The following is a 17,500-nucleotide window of genomic DNA, read 5'->3' as shown; positions in this document are numbered from 1 at the left end:
TTAACGAATAAAGTTTACCTAGGGCAAAATAGAAAGGAGAATACAAAATGAAGACCTTCAAGAAAAAGATATGGGGCTTGGCAATGCTTGTTGGATTATTATTTCTAGCAGCATGTGGATCAAGTGAAGAGAATACAAGTAATGGAGAAGAAAAAATAAATGTAGTTACGACTATTGCACAAATCGGCGAACCTCTATCCGTAATTGGTGGAGAACATGTAAATGTTGAAAGTTTAATGGGACCTTCGGTAGACCCGCATTTATATAATCCGACTCAAAGTGATATCTCAAAAGTCGATAGCGCAGATATAATCTTTTATAATGGATTAAATTTAGAAGTGAATATGGTCGATGTGTTTGATTCAATCGGTACTGAAAAACCTGTTTTAGCAATAGGAGATACACTTTCAGAAAAACAATTGCTGGAAGACGAAGAAGGAGCGGTCGATCCGCATATATGGTTTGATATCGATCTTTGGGAAAGTGCTTTAAATAGAGCGGTCGAAGAATTAAAGGAATATGCACCGGAACATGCAGACGATTTTGAAGCAAATAAACAAGCCTATTTTGAAGAGTTAGATAGCTTACGAGAGAGAGCAGCTAAATTAGAAGAAATACCGGAAGAGCAACGTGTATTAGTTACAGCCCATGATGCCTTTGGTTATTTTGGAAACCAGCACGATATGGAAGTAGTTGGGTTGCAAGGACTCAGTACAGAAGGAGAAATTGGCGTTTCTGATATTAATGAAACAATTGGATTAATTGAGGAATACGAAGTACCAGCTATTTTTGTTGAAAGTAGCGTAAACCAAGATTCCATTAATGCAGTTATTGAAGGTGCATCGAGCAACGGTGTTGATGTACAACTAGGTGGAGAATTATTCTCCGATGCAATGGGAGAAGAAGGTACAGATGAAGGTACTTATATTGGAATGTATCAGCATAATATAGATATCATTCATGAAGCATTAACTAGAGGAGATGATTAAAGTGGGATCATCTGTCATCCGTGTAGATGATTTATCTGCTTCTTATCAAAAAAATAAAGTATTAGAAAATGTTCAGTTTCAAGTTGAAGAAGGTACGCTAACAGGAATTGTTGGTCCAAATGGTGCTGGAAAATCAACGTTGATTAAAACGATGCTTAGGCTTCATCCAATCTTAACTGGTAAGGTAAACTTTTGGGGACAGACGTTCAAGAAAGCGAAGAAAAAGATTGGATATGTACCACAGCGTGGTTCGGTTGACTGGGATTTTCCGACGGACGCTTTAGATGTAGTGACGATGGGTCTCTATGGAAAAATTGGTTGGCTCCGTACACCTTCAAAAAAAGACAAAGAGAAAGCCATGGAAGCATTGGATAAGATGGGAATGACTGCTTATGCGCATCGGCAAATCAGTCAACTCTCTGGCGGGCAACAACAGCGTGTCTTTTTAGCACGTGCTTTGGTTCAAAATGCTGATTTATACTTTATGGATGAACCACTGGCTGGAGTAGATGCGTCTACAGAAAAAGCGATTATGGCAATTCTTCAAGAATTAAAACAACAAGGGAAAACAGTAATGGTTGTACATCATGATTTACAGACAGTACCCGAGTATTTTGATCATGTATTATTTTTAAATCGTACCGTTTATGCGTATGGAAAGACAGACGAAATCTTTACGAAAGAGAACATTGCGAAGACATATGGCGGTAATATGCAATGGATTGGAGAGGGAGATCAGTATGTGGTCCACACTACTTCATAGTAATACAATGTGGGTACTTCTTAGTACTGCAATCTTAGGAATAGCGGCAGGAATAATTGGTTGCTTAGCTTATTGGAAAAGACAAAATTTAATGAGCGATGCGCTTTCTCATGCTGCTTTACCAGGAGTAGTTATTGCATTTTTAATCATTGGTGAGAAAAATTTATTATTACTAGTGATTGGAGCCGCTGCGAGTGCGTTGTTCGGTGCCTTTTTAATCCAATGGATAACAGGATCGAGCCGAATAACCGAAGATACCGCAATGGGGATGGTTCTTTCTGTGTTTTACGGTGTTGGCGTAATGCTGTTATCAATCGCTAACCGTTCTGCAGGTGGAAATCAAAGTGGGTTAGATAGTTTCATCTATGGTCAGGCTGCCGCAATGGTTCGTTCTGATGTATTGACAATGATTGTACTTGCTGGAATTGTTATATTTATCGTACTTATTGGATTTAAAGAATGGAAACTGTATTTATTCGATGCTTCATTTGCAAAAGGAATAGGGATGTCTATACGTGGAATGAATGTACTTTATACACTTATTCTCGTAACCACGATTGTAATCGGGATCCAGGCTGTTGGTGTTATTCTTATGGCAGCGATGTTAATTATTCCTGCTGTTAGCGCAAGATATTGGACGCATTCCTTTAGAAATATGATTCTACTTTCTGCAACTTTTGGAGGAATATCAGGAGCAGCGGGTTCTTGGATTAGTTCAACTGGAAGTGGTCTACCGACGGGGCCATTTATCGTTGTAATTTCAGCTGCATTCTTTATCTTTTCATTATTACTTGGAAAAGAGAAAGGAATAATTGTTCGTTATATTCAATATAAGATACAACAACGAAATTCCCATAATGAATTATTAGCTATAAAAGATGGTGATGCATCATGACGTATACAGCTTGGATTATTTTGACTGCTGCACTTGTAGGTCTTTCCTGTGGATTAATTGGTGTATTTCTGATTTTGAGAAAGCAAGCGATGATGGCAGATGCAATAAGTCATACGGTGTTATTAGGAATTGTGTTGGCCTATATGGTTACACAACAATTAAGTGGTACTTCGATGCTAGTCGGAGGGATCTTAGCCGGTATATTAACAGCATTTCTTGTACAAATGTTAAATTCACTAAAAGTACAACATGATGCCTCGATGGGGATTGTATTTACTACATTATTTGCGATTGGTGTCATATTGATATCAACTTCAGTTGGAAATGTTCATCTTGATGTAAAACACGCATTAATGGGTGAAATCACATTTATTCCATTTACAACTGTAAGTCTCCCGATAATCGGAGATGTTCCACGGGCGACGGCATTACTAGCGATAGTATTATTGATTGTTATTTTCTTTATCGTTGCTTTCTATAAGGAATGGAAAATAACTTCCTTTGATCCGGCTTTGGCTGCAAGTATTGGTATTCCTGTATTGCTACTACATTATGTGTTTATGACACTCGTCTCCGTAACCACTGTAGCTTCTTTTGATGCGGTGGGTGCGATACTTGTTGTGGCAATGCTCATTACTCCAGCAGCGGCAGCATATCTATGGACAGATAAGTTGGTTGTTATGCTACTGTTGAGTGGAAGTTTCGGTGTGTTAGCAGCTGTCGTTGGATATTGGATCGCAACATGGCTGGATACATCCATTTCTGGATCAATGGCATTTGCAACTGGACTTATTTTCTTAATAAGCTTCCTTCTATCACCAAAGCATGGTTTAGTATCGAAATGGGTGAAACCACCTGAAGTAATCGAACATTCGTCTTAAGAGGAAAAGTGCTGATAAGATGAGCGCCCGTAATACGAAGACCGAAGCAGAGATGGTAACTCATAAGCCAGATGAGTGCCCGTAATACGAAGAACGAAGCAGAGATGGTAACTCATAAGCCAGATGAGCGCCCGTAATACGAAGACCGAAGCAGAGATGGTAACTCATAAGCCAGATGAGTGCCCGTAATACGAAGAACGAAGCAGTAATGGTAACTCATAAGCCAGATGAGCGCCCGTAATACGAAGACCGAAGCAGAGATGGTAACTCATAAGCCAGATAAGTGCCCGAAATACGAAGAACGAAGCAGTAATGGTAACTCATAAGCCAGATGAGTGCCCAGAATACGTAGTCCAACGCAACCATGGTAACTCATTAACATGGTCATATAAAAAAACCGAGCCACAGAACTGAACTCCAATCTGTGGCTCGAATTTTCATATATTATTTTAACTTAATATGGGTCAGCGTCATGCCCCTTATCTATTGCTTTTTTCGGAGCTTGTTCAGCATCTTTTGCTCCTAAAGGATTATGTGGTGTACCCATTTTCTTCGCTTCTGCTAATCCTTCACGTAAACGTCTTCCATATTCCTCATCTGCTTCTTCTGCTAAAGCAATCATTTTATCTTGAATACGTTGATCACTTACAGATAGATCGCCGACTAGATTGGAAATTAAATCTGCTTTTTCCCATTCTTCAAATTCACGGAATGTATGTCCAGCTTGCTTGGTATTATCATTCCGATCAATGGATTCGCGCACAAGATTCCCCTCAATGTGAGGCGTGTATTCTTTACCGGTTTGTTCAGTCTCTTCTAGGCCACCAAGTACAGATGGCTCATAGTTAATATGTGGATTTTGTCCAGGAGCTTTATCATTTTTTTGACGTAGCTGACCACCCTCATGATTCGTTGCCACGCGTTTCTTAGATTCATTGACTGGTACTTGCAGATAGTTTGCTCCAACACGATAGCGTTGAGTATCGGAATAAGAGAACGTCCTTCCTTGCAGCATTTTATCGTCAGAGAAGTCTAATCCATCCACTAAAACACCCGTACCAAATGCGGCTTGTTCTACTTCTGTAAAATAATTCTCAGGGTTTTTATTTAATACCATTTTACCGACTGGATGCCATGGGAACTGATCCTCTGGCCATAATTTTGTATCATCTAACGGATCAAAATCAAGCTCTGGATGTTCATCATCACTCATAATTTGAACAAATAACTCCCATTCTGGATAGTCCTCATTTTCAATCGCATCATATAAATCTTGTGTTGCATGATTGAAGTTGGTAGCTTGAATTTCTTCAGCTTCTTTGGCAGTTAAATTCTTAATACCTTGCTTTGGCTCCCAGTGATACTTTACAAGTACAGCCTCGCCATCTTTATTAACCCACTTATACGTATTCACTCCAGATCCTTGCATCATACGATAATTTGCCGGTATTCCCCAAGGAGAATATATAAACGTTACCATATGAAAGGATTCAGGCGAGTTTGCACAAAAATCAAAGAATCTTTCAGAATCTTGAATGTTAGTTACCGGATCCGGACGAAAGGCATGAATCATATCCGGGAACTTCATTGCATCTCGAATAAAAAATATTTTAATGTTATTTCCTACTAAATCCCAGTTCCCATCCTCGGTATAGAATTTCACCGCGAACCCACGTGGGTCGCGAACCGTTTCTGGGGAGTGGTTTCCATGAACTACTGTAGAAAAACGTACAAATACAGGAGTTTGTTTACCTTTATCTTGAAATACTTTTGCTCGTGTATATTTGGATACTGGATCATTCCCAACTGTACCATACGTTTCAAAATATCCATGAGCTCCAGCTCCGCGTGCATGTACGATTCTTTCTGGAACTTTTTCACGGTCAAAATGACTAATCTTCTCAATAAAGTCATAGTTTTCTAATGTAGCAGGTCCACGGTTACTTATTGTGCGTATGTTTTGATTGTTAGTTACAGGATGACCTTGACGATTTGTAAGTGACATATCTTTTTCTAAGTTACTTTTATTCATGGATTCATCTTTTTTTGCCATGTGTGTCCCTCATTTCCTTTGGTTTTTGTCAATACCAACAGATATATTCTTTTTTATCTTTTCCAATGGGACTAAAAATAATCGGAATTTAAACATTTTTTCTTTGTAAATCTCATCAATTGTAAATGAGGGGTAAGCAAGTAATGGTATACATGTTAAAATAAATAAGGTAAATAGAAAGGAAGTTTTGTAAAAAATGAGTGTACGTACAATGAATCAACCGATGTCGCCAACCAATGATCCATGGGAAGCTTACATGGACGTAAAGCAACACGGGAAAATGACATTATCGAATATTGAATTTACAACGACATATATGTGCAATATGCGTTGCGCACATTGTGCTGTTGGATATACCTTACAACAAATAGATCCGGATGCACTTCCAATGGATCTGATAGAGAAACGATTAGATGAAATTCCGCATTTGCGAACGTTAAGTATTACAGGAGGGGAACCGATGATGAATAAAAAATCGGTTCGTCAATATGTTTTGCCTTTACTTAAATATGCCCATGAGCGTGGTATTAAGACACAGATGAATTCCAACTTAACCTTGCCATATAATCGATATGAAGAAATTGTTCCCTACCTAGATGTATTACATATTTCACATAACTGGGGAACGGTTGAAGAATTTGCGGAGACAGGATTTGCATTAATGGAACGAAAACCTTCAGAAGAAAATCGTGCTAAGTATTTTGAACGTATGGTGGAAAATGCACAACGGTTATCGAAAGAAGGTGTAATGGTTTCGGCTGAAACCATGTTGAACAAACGAACATTCCCACATTTAGAAAGTATTCACGACCATGTACTGGAAATGGGCTGTGCTCGCCATGAAATTCATCCAATGTATCCAGTAGATTTTGCGGAAAATCTAGAAATTTTATCTTTAGATGAGATGCGAGAAGGGATTACTCGATTGTTAAATCATCGAAACCAAGACTTATGGATGTTATTTGGGACTTTGCCATTCTATGCATGTAGCGGGAATGATGAAGATATCGAATTACTTAAGCGTCTATACAAAGAACCAAATGTTTCTGTTCGTAATGATCCAGATGGTCGTTCTCGATTGAATGTAAATATTTTCACGGGTGATGTAATTGTTACAGACTTTGGTGATGAACCGAAGCTAGGAAATATAAAAACAGATTCTTTAACTAGCGCATACGATCGTTGGATGGAGACAAAGACAGCTAAAAGCTTAAATTGTCATTGTCCGGCAGTATCTTGCTTAGGGCCAAATGTACTCGTGAAAAATGCATACTATAAAGATGTTGATTTCCAAAAGCGAAAGGCACGAATAAGTCAATGATGGTAGGAAGCGTTATAAGAGGAATATCACATTTTAGCATTTCGCTTCTTTAATTCCCTATTATCTTCAGATACTTCAAAGCTTAAACCATCTAGAAAAACAGATAGAAGAGTTAACACATTTTCAAAGTAAAAAGGTGGCTCAATCTAATGGAGTTATGGGATTTATATGATATAGATCGAAACAAAATAGGAAAAACACATCAAAGAGGGATCGAGATTCCGGATGGGTGTTTTCACCTTGTGGTTCGTGCATGGGTAAAAAATGATAATAATGAAATTTTGTTATCAAAACGGCATCCACAAAAGCCTTTCGGAGGTTTCTGGGAGAATACTGGAGGATCAGCTATTCAAGGTGAAAATAGTCTCCAAGCAGTATTACGGGAAGTTTCCGAAGAGATTGGGTTGCAATTAACTCCAGAAGATGGGGAGTTGATTCTTCAGCAAACTAAAAATGTTTCTCATCAAGATATTTGGTTATTTCATTCGAATGTAGTTGTTGACGAGCTATCTTTTCAAGAAGATGAAGTTATCGATGCGATGTGGGTGAATAAAGATAAATACTATGATATGCAAAATAAAGGTTTAATTGTACCTACTATTTCAGTATTTTCAGCTTGGTAGGATAAATCATACATCTGAAGTTGTAGAAAATGCTACTGTCCTAGTAGCATTTTTTTGTGCTATAAAATCAGTCCACTAGCCGACGACGAAAGTGTCTCGACTCAATAGAATAAAGAGTGTCAGAAATATTTGAGGAGGAACAAACGCATGTTTATTTCAATAGATGTATATAAAAGTTATGTAGACTATAAAATGGAGGACCTTCGTAAAACATCAGAAGTCATAAAGAAAAATAAAAAAAGTGATTGAATGAAAGGTTAATAATTTGTGACTTTTAGATAAAATTTTCCAAATAGGGTTGAACTTTTCACGTGAGCCTTTACAATAAAATTAACTTAGTTGTAATTGTGGAGGGTACGAGAGATGCCGATTAAAATACCGTTACACTTGCCTGCAAAAGATATATTAGAAAAAGAGAATATTTTTGTGATGGATGAACAACGTGCGATTACGCAAGATATACGACCACTGAATATATTAATCCTCAATTTAATGCCAGAAAAGCAAAAAACAGAAACGCAATTATTGCGATTTCTAGGTAACACACCTCTGCAAGTTCATGTATCGTTTTTACGAATGTCCTCACATGAATCAAAGAATACGAGTAAGTATCATTTGGATACGTTTTATAAGAAGTTTGAAGAAGTAAAATCCAAGAAATTTGATGGAATGATCATAACCGGATCTCCTGTAGAGCATTTGCCCTTTGAGGAAGTGGATTATTGGAAAGAATTACAGGAAATAATGAATTGGTCCAAAGAAAATGTTACGTCAACACTGCATATTTGTTGGGGGGCACAGGCTGCCCTTTACCATCATTATGGTATTAATAAATATCATTTGCCACAAAAATGTTTTGGAGTATATGAGCATAAACTGTTTCATCCGCATGAACGTTTAGTACAAGGATTTGATGATTACTTCTTTGCACCACATTCTAGGTATACCGATGTATCTATAGATGAGATTAAAGCACATCCAGATCTACAGTTGTTAGCTAAATCGGACGATGCGGGTGTATTCTTGCTCGCTTCAAAAGATGGAAAGCATATTATGGCAACAGGGCATCTGGAGTATAGTGCAGAAACTTTAGCAGAAGAATATCATCGTGATCATCAACGAGGTATTGATACGGCTATTCCGGAGAATTATTTCCCTCATGATGACCCTGAACAAGATCCGAAATATCGTTGGAAAAGTCATTGTAGTTTACTATTTTCCAACTGGTTAAATTATTACGTTTATCAAGAGACTCCATATCAATGGGGGGAATAGCATAGAGAAAAAGGCTTTCGAATTACTCGGAAGCCTTTTCGATATGGTTTTGAGAAGTAATAAGTACTGGGTGCTGTTCTAGAGTTGCTTGTTCATAAGCTTCTACAAGACCATGATGTTGAATTTTTTGTCTGGATATTTGCTTATATGGAATAGAGATAGAGAAAGGTCTATCAAATGGAAAATTATCCATAACAATGGTGTCTTCATTTTGCCAGCTTATTTGCATCTGTTCATCTAGTACATAGTGTAAAGTATGATTCGTTGGGATTCCTTTTTTGAAAAATGGATGTTGATTATCACCGGTTGCACCAGGCTCATTCATACAAGCGTATAATGAAAGGTTATCTGAAAGTTGAAGCAGTCCGTAATGAAATTCAAACAAACGTTTGTTGAAATTCGAAAGTGTCCCTATGATACGTTCTTGTCTTGTTTCTTCATGTTCTACAAAAGCTTGAGCTTCAAGAGAAGTGTTATTAGCTAAAAATCTTTTGTAATGTTCACTACACAGTAATGCAGCGTATAAATCAACTTTTTCTACTTCATTAATTCCATACTTATATAATACGGTTTTAGGTACATTTGGAAAATCGGCAAATGTATAGGGTTGATTGGTAACATCATTCCAAAATGGTTGACGATCAAATTCTTTCCAACCCAAATCATGTTGGTAAGCAGCATAAAGAACGGAATCTCTCCATTCTGTACCCTGAAAGTAATCTAATTTCCAATTATCAAGTATATCTCCTGATATTTGAGCATGATCATCTTGTGTGATTAATATCAACTCATCTTCTCTTTCTCTAACAATCATCTGTCCCATCCTCTCTAATGGTAGACTTTCAAAAAGAACCTTAGACAATTGTCACTGTCTAAGGTTCTTCATACTTTATATGAGCTTATCAAAGCGTAAGCGCTTGTGCAATGCATAGAATATAGGAATACCAATTAATAGCACACCGAATTCCCCAATTGCAGTTGTTAACCACGTAAACCAGAATGGAAGTTCTAGTGCAAGGTTTAATGCAAACGCAATGATAAACATGTTAAACGTAAATACAATCGTATTTAGAAATAGTAGCGTTAATTTGTCCTTAATAAATTTAGATAAGAAAATAATAATTCCTAGTGAAATAACAGAGTGAGCAACCCCGAATACGAGGTCGTACCAACCAAGTGGTGAATTGAGGTTAACGATAAACACTCCAATTACAATTCCAAAGAAATAACGCTTATCAAATACGACTAGATGATTGAACATCTCTGAAATGCGAAACTGTATATTTGTAAAGCCAAATGGCGCAATAGCTATAGAAACAACAACATATAAAGCCGCTATTAAGCCATTAATTACTAACGTTTTTACGTTCATATTTAATTTTCCTCCCTAGTTTTTTTGCGTGGGATGGTTACGAACCACGGTGATCAAATCACATTAGATTAGTATAATTGAAGGCTTGTAATCTGTCAAAATGAGTGAATATAGCATATGAAAACTTTTGCTGTTAACATTGAAGATAATGGTGATTCCACTAATACAGACGTTGACAAGGTAACAAAAAACCAAAAATTGCCTGATACATCAACCAACATATATATACTAGGTAGTACTTGGTCTTATGTTAATATTGGTTGGGGCTAGTATATATTTATTCGATAGAAGAAAAAATAAAAAGGAAATTAAGTACAAATCATAAATCGTATGTATTGGATGTAGCTGTGGTTTTTTAAAAGTAAAGATATAGACTGTGTAAAAAGTATAATAAAAATAAGAGGAAAATTAATAAATAAAAGGAGCGATAAAAATGACTGGAGTAGAAATTGATTTAGTAGTATCAGACAGCTTAAAAGCATTGGAGTATTATGAGAAGATATTTGATATTGAGCGAGTTGAGGTTTCCGATTTTCCTAAGGGTGAGAACGAGGTTATTTTTAGTCTTTATGGAGTGCGTTTTCATATGCTGGATGAAAATCCAAAATTTGAATTGATAGCACCAAGCCAGGATGATCCTAAAACGATTTGGTTTAATGTAATCGTTCCTGATATTAAAGACACATACACTAAAGCAATGGAACTGGGATGTATTGAAGTACAAGCCGTGACAGACCTTCCTGACTATGGTATTTCGAATGCCATGTTTATTGATCCTTTTGGGTACTTATGGATGTTACATCAAGTATACAAAGAAGTATCTCATGAAGAACGCTTAAAACTTTGGGAGGAAAAAAGAGATAGTATGTAAAAGTATTTGTTTAAAGAGTAACTATAGCTTTTAGACATGAATGATATCGAATAAAAACAGACTTTTCAAATGAAGGTCTGTTTTTATTATATGGAGCAAGTTATTTATCTATCTGGTAACAATAGATGGTAAGCTGATCATATTGACTATCTTCAATTATAAAGATATAATCGATTACATAAAGTAAGTAACTATTAAAATATAATGAAAGAGGGATATTAATATGGAAAAGAAATTCTTTGAAGTTCCAACAATGTATATACAGGATGTTACACTTCAAGTAAGTGATTTAAATAAATCAATTCAATTTTACGAACAAGTCCTGGGGTTACACGTATTAAGGAAAGTGGGTAATCAAGTAAAGCTTAGCGCCAATGGTCAAGATGTAATTCTAACCTTGGAGCAACCAACGAATGTGCTCACAAAACAAGGGAGAACAACAGGTTTATATCATGTGGCAATTTTACTTCCTACGAGAGAAGACTTAGGAGCATTTTTACGTCATTTTATGCAGTTGGATATTGCAAATCAACTAAGAATCGGTGCCTCAGATCATATAGTTAGTGAAGCTATTTATATGTCTGACCCTGATGGGAACGGTTTAGAAATTGCAAGAGACCGTCCTTCTTCTGAATGGTCATGGAGTGTGGAAAATAAGGTTGAAATGAGCACAGAAGCACTTGATGCGCAAGGTTTATTAGAAGCGGCTAGTCAACATGAATGGAATGGTGCTCCAGATAATACCATTGTTGGCCATCTTCATTTACACGTTGACAATTTAGATAAAGCGCAGCAGTTCTATGTGGATGGATTAGGATTTCAAGTTGTCACTGAATACCCAGGAGCATTGTTTTTATCTGATGGAGGTTATCATCATCACTTAGCGGTTAATATTTGGAATGGAGAAGACGCAGCTTCCCCGAAAAAATATGAAGTTGGGCTAAAATACTATACACTTCGTTATCCTACTGAAGATAAAAAGCAAGCTGTTATTCACCGATTGTCCCATTTAGGATATGAGACACAAGATGATATTGTCGAAGATCCAGCTGGGAATACGATTTTACTAAGTAGTGAACAATAGAAATGGACGCGATATCCATAAGAAGATAGAATATATACAAGACTTTTAAAATAGAAAGGGTGGAATACGTGGAGTATGTATGGTTAGTAGTAGGATTTGCATTATTAGTAAAAGGAGCGGACTGGTTTGTGGATGGTTCATCTAATATAGCAAAACTACTCCGGGTACCACCGATATTAATTGGGTTAACGATTGTTGCATTAGGTACAAGTGCACCAGAAGCGACGGTAAGTATTATAGCTGCATTAGAAGGAACAGCAGATGTTTCTATCGGTAACGTAGTAGGTAGTAATATTTTTAATATTACACTTGTAGTTGGTTTGGCGGCATTTATTTTCCCACTTCGAGTACAAAATGAGACAATTAAAAAAGAGATTCCATTTACGTTACTAGCAAGTGTAGCTTTACTTGTACTTATGTCCGATGTTTTTCTTCAAGGTCTATCATCGAATATGATAACGAGAAGTGATGGAGTTATTCTATTGCTATTCTTAACTATATTTATGTACTATATCATTGAAGTTGGCTTAAAAAGTCGGAAAGAATCCAGTGAAGAAGATTTTTCAAATGAAGGTATTTCATGGGGGAAGAATAGTTTAATTACCATTATTGGATTAGCTGGAATCATTGGTGGAGGGCAACTTGTTGTCACGAATGCTACCGAAATTGCCTATTCACTAGGAATGAGTGAAACACTTGTTGGTTTAACGATTGTGGCAATTGGAACTTCACTGCCTGAATTAGTTACTTCGATATCGGCTGCGTTGAAAAAGGAAAGTGAAATCGCACTTGGTAATATTGTTGGAAGTAACATCTTTAACATTTTATTTGTATTAGGTGCATCATCAGTGATTACACCTCTTGCAGTTAACGAAAAGATATTTACAGATATATGGCTTATGATTATCTTAACGGTCTTACTTCTTATTTTCTCAAGAACGAAATATCGAATTGGAAGAAAAGAAGGATTGATTTTAGCCTTATTTTACATTGCCTATATGGTCTATATCATTATCCGAAATTAAAGTAGAGGGTGACATATTAAAAGTATTGGTCAAGACGAATAATAGCTAGAATAAGCATAAGAAATTTACGGAGACTAAAGCGCGGCTGGTGAGTTCCAAATGTATAAGCATCTGGAGGCTTACCAGCCGCTTTAAGATAAGCGAAGTATATTTCAAAAATCATCATTCTGAGCAACACTTTAGGTATACCCCGACTTCTTCTATTTTTATCATTTAGTTGTACCAGCTAGCTGCCGTTCTAACTTCACTAATAGTTAACTGATGTCCATGATTTTCCCAATGAAGCTTTGTTTGGGCACCAGCATCTTTGAGTAATTGCTCTAACTCCTCTGATTCCTCTGGAGCACAAATTGGATCATTGGTGCCAGCTGCAATAAATACTCTTTTACCACTTAAATTTGGAAGTGTAATTCCTCTTCGTGGCACCATCGGATGATGGAGAAGCGCTTGTTCTATAGAGTTTTCATAATGAAATAATAGACTTGCTGCTATATTTGCCCCATTAGAGTAGCCAACTGCTGTTATTTTATTGCGGTCAAAATTATATTTCTCGCTTGCTTCATCGAGAAATTGATGCAATTCTTCTGTTCGATTAATCAGGTCTTCCTCATCAAATACACCTTCTGCTAGTCGACGAAAGAATCGCGGCATTCCATTTTCTGACACGTTACCTCGCACACTGAGTATGTTTGCTTCGCTATCAATAATTTCAGCTAGTGGTAGTAAATCGTTTTCGGTTCCACCTGTACCGTGTAATAGTAGAAGAGTAGGTTTATTCTGATCCGAACCTTGTTTGAAAATATGTTGCATTCTTTCACTTCCTTTCATTTATCTTTTCATATTTTTTGTTCCTACTTGTTTTAATACATCAATGACGGTTTGTTTTTCTTCTTCTGAAATTCCGTCAAATATTTCTTCGATGACTCGCTGGTGTTTTGGGAAAATATCATCCATAATCTCTTTTCCTTTATCGGTAATTTCAATATAAACCGCACGACGGTCATCGGGACTATCTGAACGAGTGAGTAGCCCGTTTTTTTCTAATTTATCAATGACATAGGTAATAGAACCAGTATTAATTAATACAGCCTCTGAAATTTCTCGAATAGTTTGTTTTCCTTTATGATATAATGCTTCTAATATTGTAAAATCTGAAGTGCGCATTCCGTGCTTTTTGATATCTTTTTTTGTAATTTCCTCTAATGTTCGGGAAGCCTTCATAATGACTACAAATGCTTTTAATGAAAAGTTCTCAGACATTATTTTCCCTCCTTAATAGTTTTAATTAAACTATCTTTAATTAAGTTTATTTTAACGAAATTATGTTATCTTGTCAACTAAACGAAAAAGAAGCTTGTACAATGATACATGCGGCTCTTATGATATACAGATTACATACAAAATCTGATATGCAAGAGTGCAGTACATTTTGTACAAGCTTCTCACTTTTTATACATTAACAATTATTTTGCAAAAAGCTCACTAATCACTGTAAATTCTTTCTCGGTAAGTGTTACATCAAGCGCCTTAAGGTTATTAATCACTTGTTCAGGTCGTTTGGCACCCGGAATGACAGCACCAATTGCATCATGCTTTAAATACCAGGCTAGTACAATATGAGCTACTTGGGTATTTTTATCAGAAGCAAGCTGTTTTAATTGATCTACTTTGGTAAGTATTTGTTTAAATTGATCGCCTTGATAGTGAGGCATATCAGAGCGGAAGTCTTCGAACGTACTGTTTACAGAATATTTACCTGCTAAAATTCCAGATGCGAAAGGGAAGTAAGGGATAAAAGTAATATTATTATTTGTAGTGTAAGTAAAATAATCTGTCTCTGCATCTCGTTTTAGTAAATTGTAATGTCCCTGTAGTACATCAACATAACCGTCTTTATTGGCTTCTTTCACTTGTTCTGGTGAAAAATTTGATATTCCAATAGCTCTTATTTTTCCTGCATCTTTTAATTCTTTTAATGCCCCGACCGCTTCGTCTTTAGGAGTTTTTTCATCAGGGAAATGGATATAGAATAAATCAATATAATCGGTTTGCAGTCGTTTTAGACTGTCTTCAACAGCCTGTTTTAAGAAGGCTGGAGAATTGTCAACTCCTGCTTCTCCATTTATGACTGTTTGTGCAGCTTTAGTAGCAAGAACAACATCTGATCGATTTCCGAGACTTGTTAATACTTGCCCAATTAACTCTTCTGAGCGGCCATTTCCATAACCATATGCTGTATCAATAAAATCAAGTCCGTTTTCTATTCCTGTTTGAATTAGGGATTTACCAACTTCTTCATCTAAATTTGGATAAATATTGTGACCACCAACTGCATTAGCGCCTAAACCAATCGGGTTAATATCTACATCTGACTTTCCGAGTGTTACTCTTTTGGTCATTTTTATCTCTCCTTTAGGTTGTGATATTTCCATTGTAAAAGTCTACCAGCGCTCATACAAGTAAATGAACTTTAAGAGGTGTTCAAAAAGTCCCGTGAAAATGACACATATCAGGGGACCTTCTGCTAAAACGCCCACATCCTGTGGTTCAACCCTGAATCCACCATATCCCGTGGAAGCTCGCTGGCTTGCTTTTTTAGTTCCTCCTGTATGAACTGCATACGTTCCGGTAGTCAAGCTACGACGCTTCGATCTTCTCGGTCGTTTCTATATGAACACACTTTAATTAATTTTCTTTTTTGGTACGTAATTTTACCATTTGCATTCTTTCATTGAAGAGCGTCGGGTACGATAAGAAGCCGAGCATAACACTAGTTACAGAAGCTGTTGTTAATAATAAGAATAAGATAAGTAATTGAAATTGAACCGCTTGAATTGGGTCAGCACCAGCAATAATTTGTCCGCTCATCATACCGGGTAATTGAACCAATCCTATCGTTTTTTGACTCTCAATCGTTGGAATCAGGCTAGCTTTAATAGAATTAATTAATGAAGTGTGGATTGCTTGCCTTGGAGTACCCCCAAGAGAAAGAATTAATTCCGTTTCGTTCTTTCTAGTCTGGATTTCAGATGTAAATCGATTTAAAAATAAAATTGATAATACCATAGAATTTCCAATCATCATTCCGCTTATTGGGATAATGTATTGCGCAGTTGCAGGTGTAATTTGAAATCCTAATAATATTGATTGCGTAATAACTTCAATAAGGACAAATGTTGTCACTAGTTTCCAGGTAATTCCTTTTATAGAAGCTCCTTTTTTTCTGGCGTTATGTGTGGCAGCTGTAATCATTAATACAACCATAAGTATTATAAAAATGTAGTTCTCAGCTTCAAATACTAAAGAAAGTACATATCCAACCGCAAATAATTGGATGATGGAACGAATTGTTGCTACAAGCGTATCTTTTTCTAATTGTAAATTTAATGATTTAGATAATATCAGGGGAATAAGGACGAAAATTAATGATAGTGCCAATGCTGTTAAGCTCATGATAGTTCTCCCTTTACAAATTCACGGACTGCTGGATTCTTAGGATTTTCAAGCAAGTTACTATTACCAGACTCCAATAATGCCCCATTCATCATTACCCAAGTATAGTCTCCGATAGATAGAGCTTGTTCAATACTATGGGTAATCCAAGCAATCGTAACATCGTTTTCTTGGTTAAGTTTTTTAATTAATTGCTCAATATCTCGCTTAGATACACGATCCAATGAAGATGTGATTTCATCAAGTAAAAGAATACTCGGTTCATTTACCAACGTTCGTGCGATCGATATTTTTTGTTTCTGACCGCCGGATAAATCTCCTACATGGCGATGTAATAATCCCTCATCTAATCCAACTTGTTCAAGAAGAGAAAGGGCTGTATCCTCATCTAGCGATTCTCCTTGAATCGTTTTAGGTAAAGCAAGGTTTTTCATAACAGTACCACTAATCATGGTCGCTTGTTGCAAAGCTAGTCCTACATTTCTTCTTACGTTAGTAGGCTCTAATGTGGAAATGGACTCTCCAAAAAGACGGATAGTACCTTCATCTGGTGAAATGAGTCCATTACATAGTCGGAATATAGTTGTTTTTCCGGCTCCAGATGGCCCGACTAAAGTGGTAATTTTACCCTTTGGAATGATTCCTGAAACTTGTTTTATAATTGATATGTCTCCATCAGAGAAGCTTACATTCTCTAATTGGAGGGCTGTTTCTTTATGATTATTTGGATCCGTCATCGTACAATCCTTCCTAGTTTAGTTTCGGTGTATATGCTTAGTTATACCCTAATTATAATTTATCAAAAGTAAAAAGAAAAAAGTTGGGAAATAACAAAAAGTATTAGTCAAAAGCCAACCACTCGGGTTTATCTTTTGCGTAAAATACTTTTATCCCA

At 36.5% G+C, this 17,500-nt stretch carries 18 protein-coding genes and 1 riboswitch; of the genes, 10 read left to right on the top strand and 8 right to left on the bottom strand.

The genetic code is table 11. From position 1 onward, the window contains the following. Positions 1 to 47: 47 nt before the first annotated feature. From ABC346_RS01195 to ABC346_RS01180, 4 genes are read left to right on the top strand one after another with little or no spacing between them, the layout of a single operon-like run. On the top strand, positions 48 to 989 hold the full coding sequence (locus ABC346_RS01195) for a metal ABC transporter solute-binding protein, Zn/Mn family (protein WP_413233156.1): 942 nt from the start codon (positions 48 to 50) through the stop codon (positions 987 to 989). Next, positions 982 to 1,752: a metal ABC transporter ATP-binding protein gene (locus ABC346_RS01190; RefSeq protein WP_413233155.1), complete on the top strand. Its 771-nt coding sequence runs from the start codon at positions 982 to 984 to the stop codon at positions 1,750 to 1,752. The genes ABC346_RS01195 and ABC346_RS01190 overlap by 8 nt, the downstream gene beginning before the upstream one ends. Then, the gene (locus ABC346_RS01185) at positions 1,730 to 2,647 is read left to right on the top strand and encodes a metal ABC transporter permease (protein ID WP_413233154.1); all 918 of its coding nucleotides are present in this window, start codon (positions 1,730 to 1,732) and stop codon (positions 2,645 to 2,647) included. Before ABC346_RS01190 ends, ABC346_RS01185 begins: the two co-directional genes overlap by 23 nt. After that, positions 2,644 to 3,528, top strand: a complete 885-nt coding sequence (locus ABC346_RS01180) for a metal ABC transporter permease (RefSeq protein ID WP_413233153.1) — start codon at positions 2,644 to 2,646, stop codon at positions 3,526 to 3,528. The genes ABC346_RS01185 and ABC346_RS01180 overlap by 4 nt, the downstream gene beginning before the upstream one ends. Before the next feature lie 454 nt (positions 3,529 to 3,982). Here the strand turns inward: ABC346_RS01180 and ABC346_RS01175 are convergent, their stop codons facing one another. Continuing rightward, positions 3,983 to 5,581 carry a catalase gene (locus ABC346_RS01175; protein WP_413233152.1) on the bottom strand — a complete coding sequence of 533 codons (1,599 nt, stop codon included), beginning with the start codon at positions 5,579 to 5,581 and terminating at the stop codon, positions 3,983 to 3,985. 196 nt (positions 5,582 to 5,777) lie between these two features. Here ABC346_RS01175 and yfkAB point away from each other — a divergent pair, with 196 nt between their 5' ends. From yfkAB to metA, 3 genes are all read left to right on the top strand, one after another. Then, complete coding sequence (yfkAB, locus tag ABC346_RS01170) at positions 5,778 to 6,902, top strand: radical SAM/CxCxxxxC motif protein YfkAB (RefSeq protein WP_413233151.1); 1,125 nt, start codon at positions 5,778 to 5,780, stop codon at positions 6,900 to 6,902. A 149-nt stretch (positions 6,903 to 7,051) separates the two neighbouring features. Beyond that, positions 7,052 to 7,525, top strand: a complete 474-nt coding sequence (locus ABC346_RS01165; RefSeq protein ID WP_413233150.1) for an NUDIX hydrolase — start codon at positions 7,052 to 7,054, stop codon at positions 7,523 to 7,525. Between the two features lie 363 nt (positions 7,526 to 7,888). After that, entirely contained in the window at positions 7,889 to 8,800 is a 912-nt protein-coding gene (metA, locus tag ABC346_RS01160) for a homoserine O-acetyltransferase MetA (protein WP_413233149.1), read from the top strand. Positions 8,801 to 8,822: 22 nt separating this feature from the next. Here metA and ABC346_RS01155 read toward each other — a convergent pair whose 3' ends face one another. Together ABC346_RS01155 and ABC346_RS01150 are read right to left on the bottom strand one after the other, a co-directional pair. Continuing rightward, positions 8,823 to 9,614 carry a DUF3891 family protein gene (locus ABC346_RS01155; protein WP_413233148.1) on the bottom strand — a complete coding sequence of 264 codons (792 nt, stop codon included), beginning with the start codon at positions 9,612 to 9,614 and terminating at the stop codon, positions 8,823 to 8,825. A 75-nt stretch (positions 9,615 to 9,689) separates the two neighbouring features. Continuing rightward, complete coding sequence (locus ABC346_RS01150) at positions 9,690 to 10,172, bottom strand: QueT transporter family protein (RefSeq protein WP_413233147.1); 483 nt, start codon at positions 10,170 to 10,172, stop codon at positions 9,690 to 9,692. 9 nt (positions 10,173 to 10,181) lie between these two features. After that, positions 10,182 to 10,226: riboswitch (PreQ1 riboswitch) on the bottom strand. A 379-nt stretch (positions 10,227 to 10,605) separates the two neighbouring features. On the opposite strand from ABC346_RS01150, the gene ABC346_RS01145 reads away from it, so the two are divergent. From ABC346_RS01145 to ABC346_RS01135, 3 genes are all read left to right on the top strand, one after another. Further along, positions 10,606 to 11,043, top strand: coding sequence for a VOC family protein (locus ABC346_RS01145; RefSeq protein ID WP_413233146.1), 438 nt, complete (start codon positions 10,606 to 10,608; stop codon positions 11,041 to 11,043). A 223-nt stretch (positions 11,044 to 11,266) separates the two neighbouring features. Next, positions 11,267 to 12,127 (top strand): VOC family protein, encoded by an 861-nt coding sequence (locus tag ABC346_RS01140; RefSeq protein ID WP_413233145.1) that lies wholly within the window; start codon positions 11,267 to 11,269, stop codon positions 12,125 to 12,127. A gap of 68 nt (positions 12,128 to 12,195) precedes the next feature. After that, positions 12,196 to 13,152, top strand: coding sequence for a calcium/sodium antiporter (locus ABC346_RS01135; protein ID WP_413233144.1), 957 nt, complete (start codon positions 12,196 to 12,198; stop codon positions 13,150 to 13,152). Between the two features lie 213 nt (positions 13,153 to 13,365). Here ABC346_RS01135 and ABC346_RS01130 read toward each other — a convergent pair whose 3' ends face one another. The 5 genes from ABC346_RS01130 to ABC346_RS01110 all read right to left on the bottom strand — a co-directional run bounded on the left by ABC346_RS01130 (position 13,366) and on the right by ABC346_RS01110 (position 17,342). Then, positions 13,366 to 13,962 (bottom strand): alpha/beta hydrolase, encoded by a 597-nt coding sequence (locus ABC346_RS01130; protein WP_413233143.1) that lies wholly within the window; start codon positions 13,960 to 13,962, stop codon positions 13,366 to 13,368. Between the two features lie 18 nt (positions 13,963 to 13,980). Then, positions 13,981 to 14,412 (bottom strand): MarR family winged helix-turn-helix transcriptional regulator, encoded by a 432-nt coding sequence (locus tag ABC346_RS01125; protein WP_413233142.1) that lies wholly within the window; start codon positions 14,410 to 14,412, stop codon positions 13,981 to 13,983. Between the two features lie 203 nt (positions 14,413 to 14,615). Beyond that, a complete protein-coding gene (locus ABC346_RS01120) occupies positions 14,616 to 15,551 on the bottom strand; it encodes an aldo/keto reductase (RefSeq protein ID WP_413233141.1) in 936 nt (311 codons plus the stop codon). A gap of 286 nt (positions 15,552 to 15,837) precedes the next feature. Next, complete coding sequence (locus ABC346_RS01115; protein WP_413233140.1) at positions 15,838 to 16,605, bottom strand: ABC transporter permease; 768 nt, start codon at positions 16,603 to 16,605, stop codon at positions 15,838 to 15,840. Next, positions 16,602 to 17,342: an ABC transporter ATP-binding protein gene (locus ABC346_RS01110; protein ID WP_413233139.1), complete on the bottom strand. Its 741-nt coding sequence runs from the start codon at positions 17,340 to 17,342 to the stop codon at positions 16,602 to 16,604. The genes ABC346_RS01115 and ABC346_RS01110 overlap by 4 nt, the downstream gene beginning before the upstream one ends. Between the last annotated feature and the right edge of the window lie 158 nt (positions 17,343 to 17,500).

The sequence above is a fragment of the Oceanobacillus phoenicis genome (genome assembly GCF_047238145.1).
Classification (GTDB): Bacteria; Bacillota; Bacilli; order Bacillales; family Amphibacillaceae; genus Oceanobacillus.
This window is presented reverse-complemented; position numbering and strand designations above follow the sequence as displayed.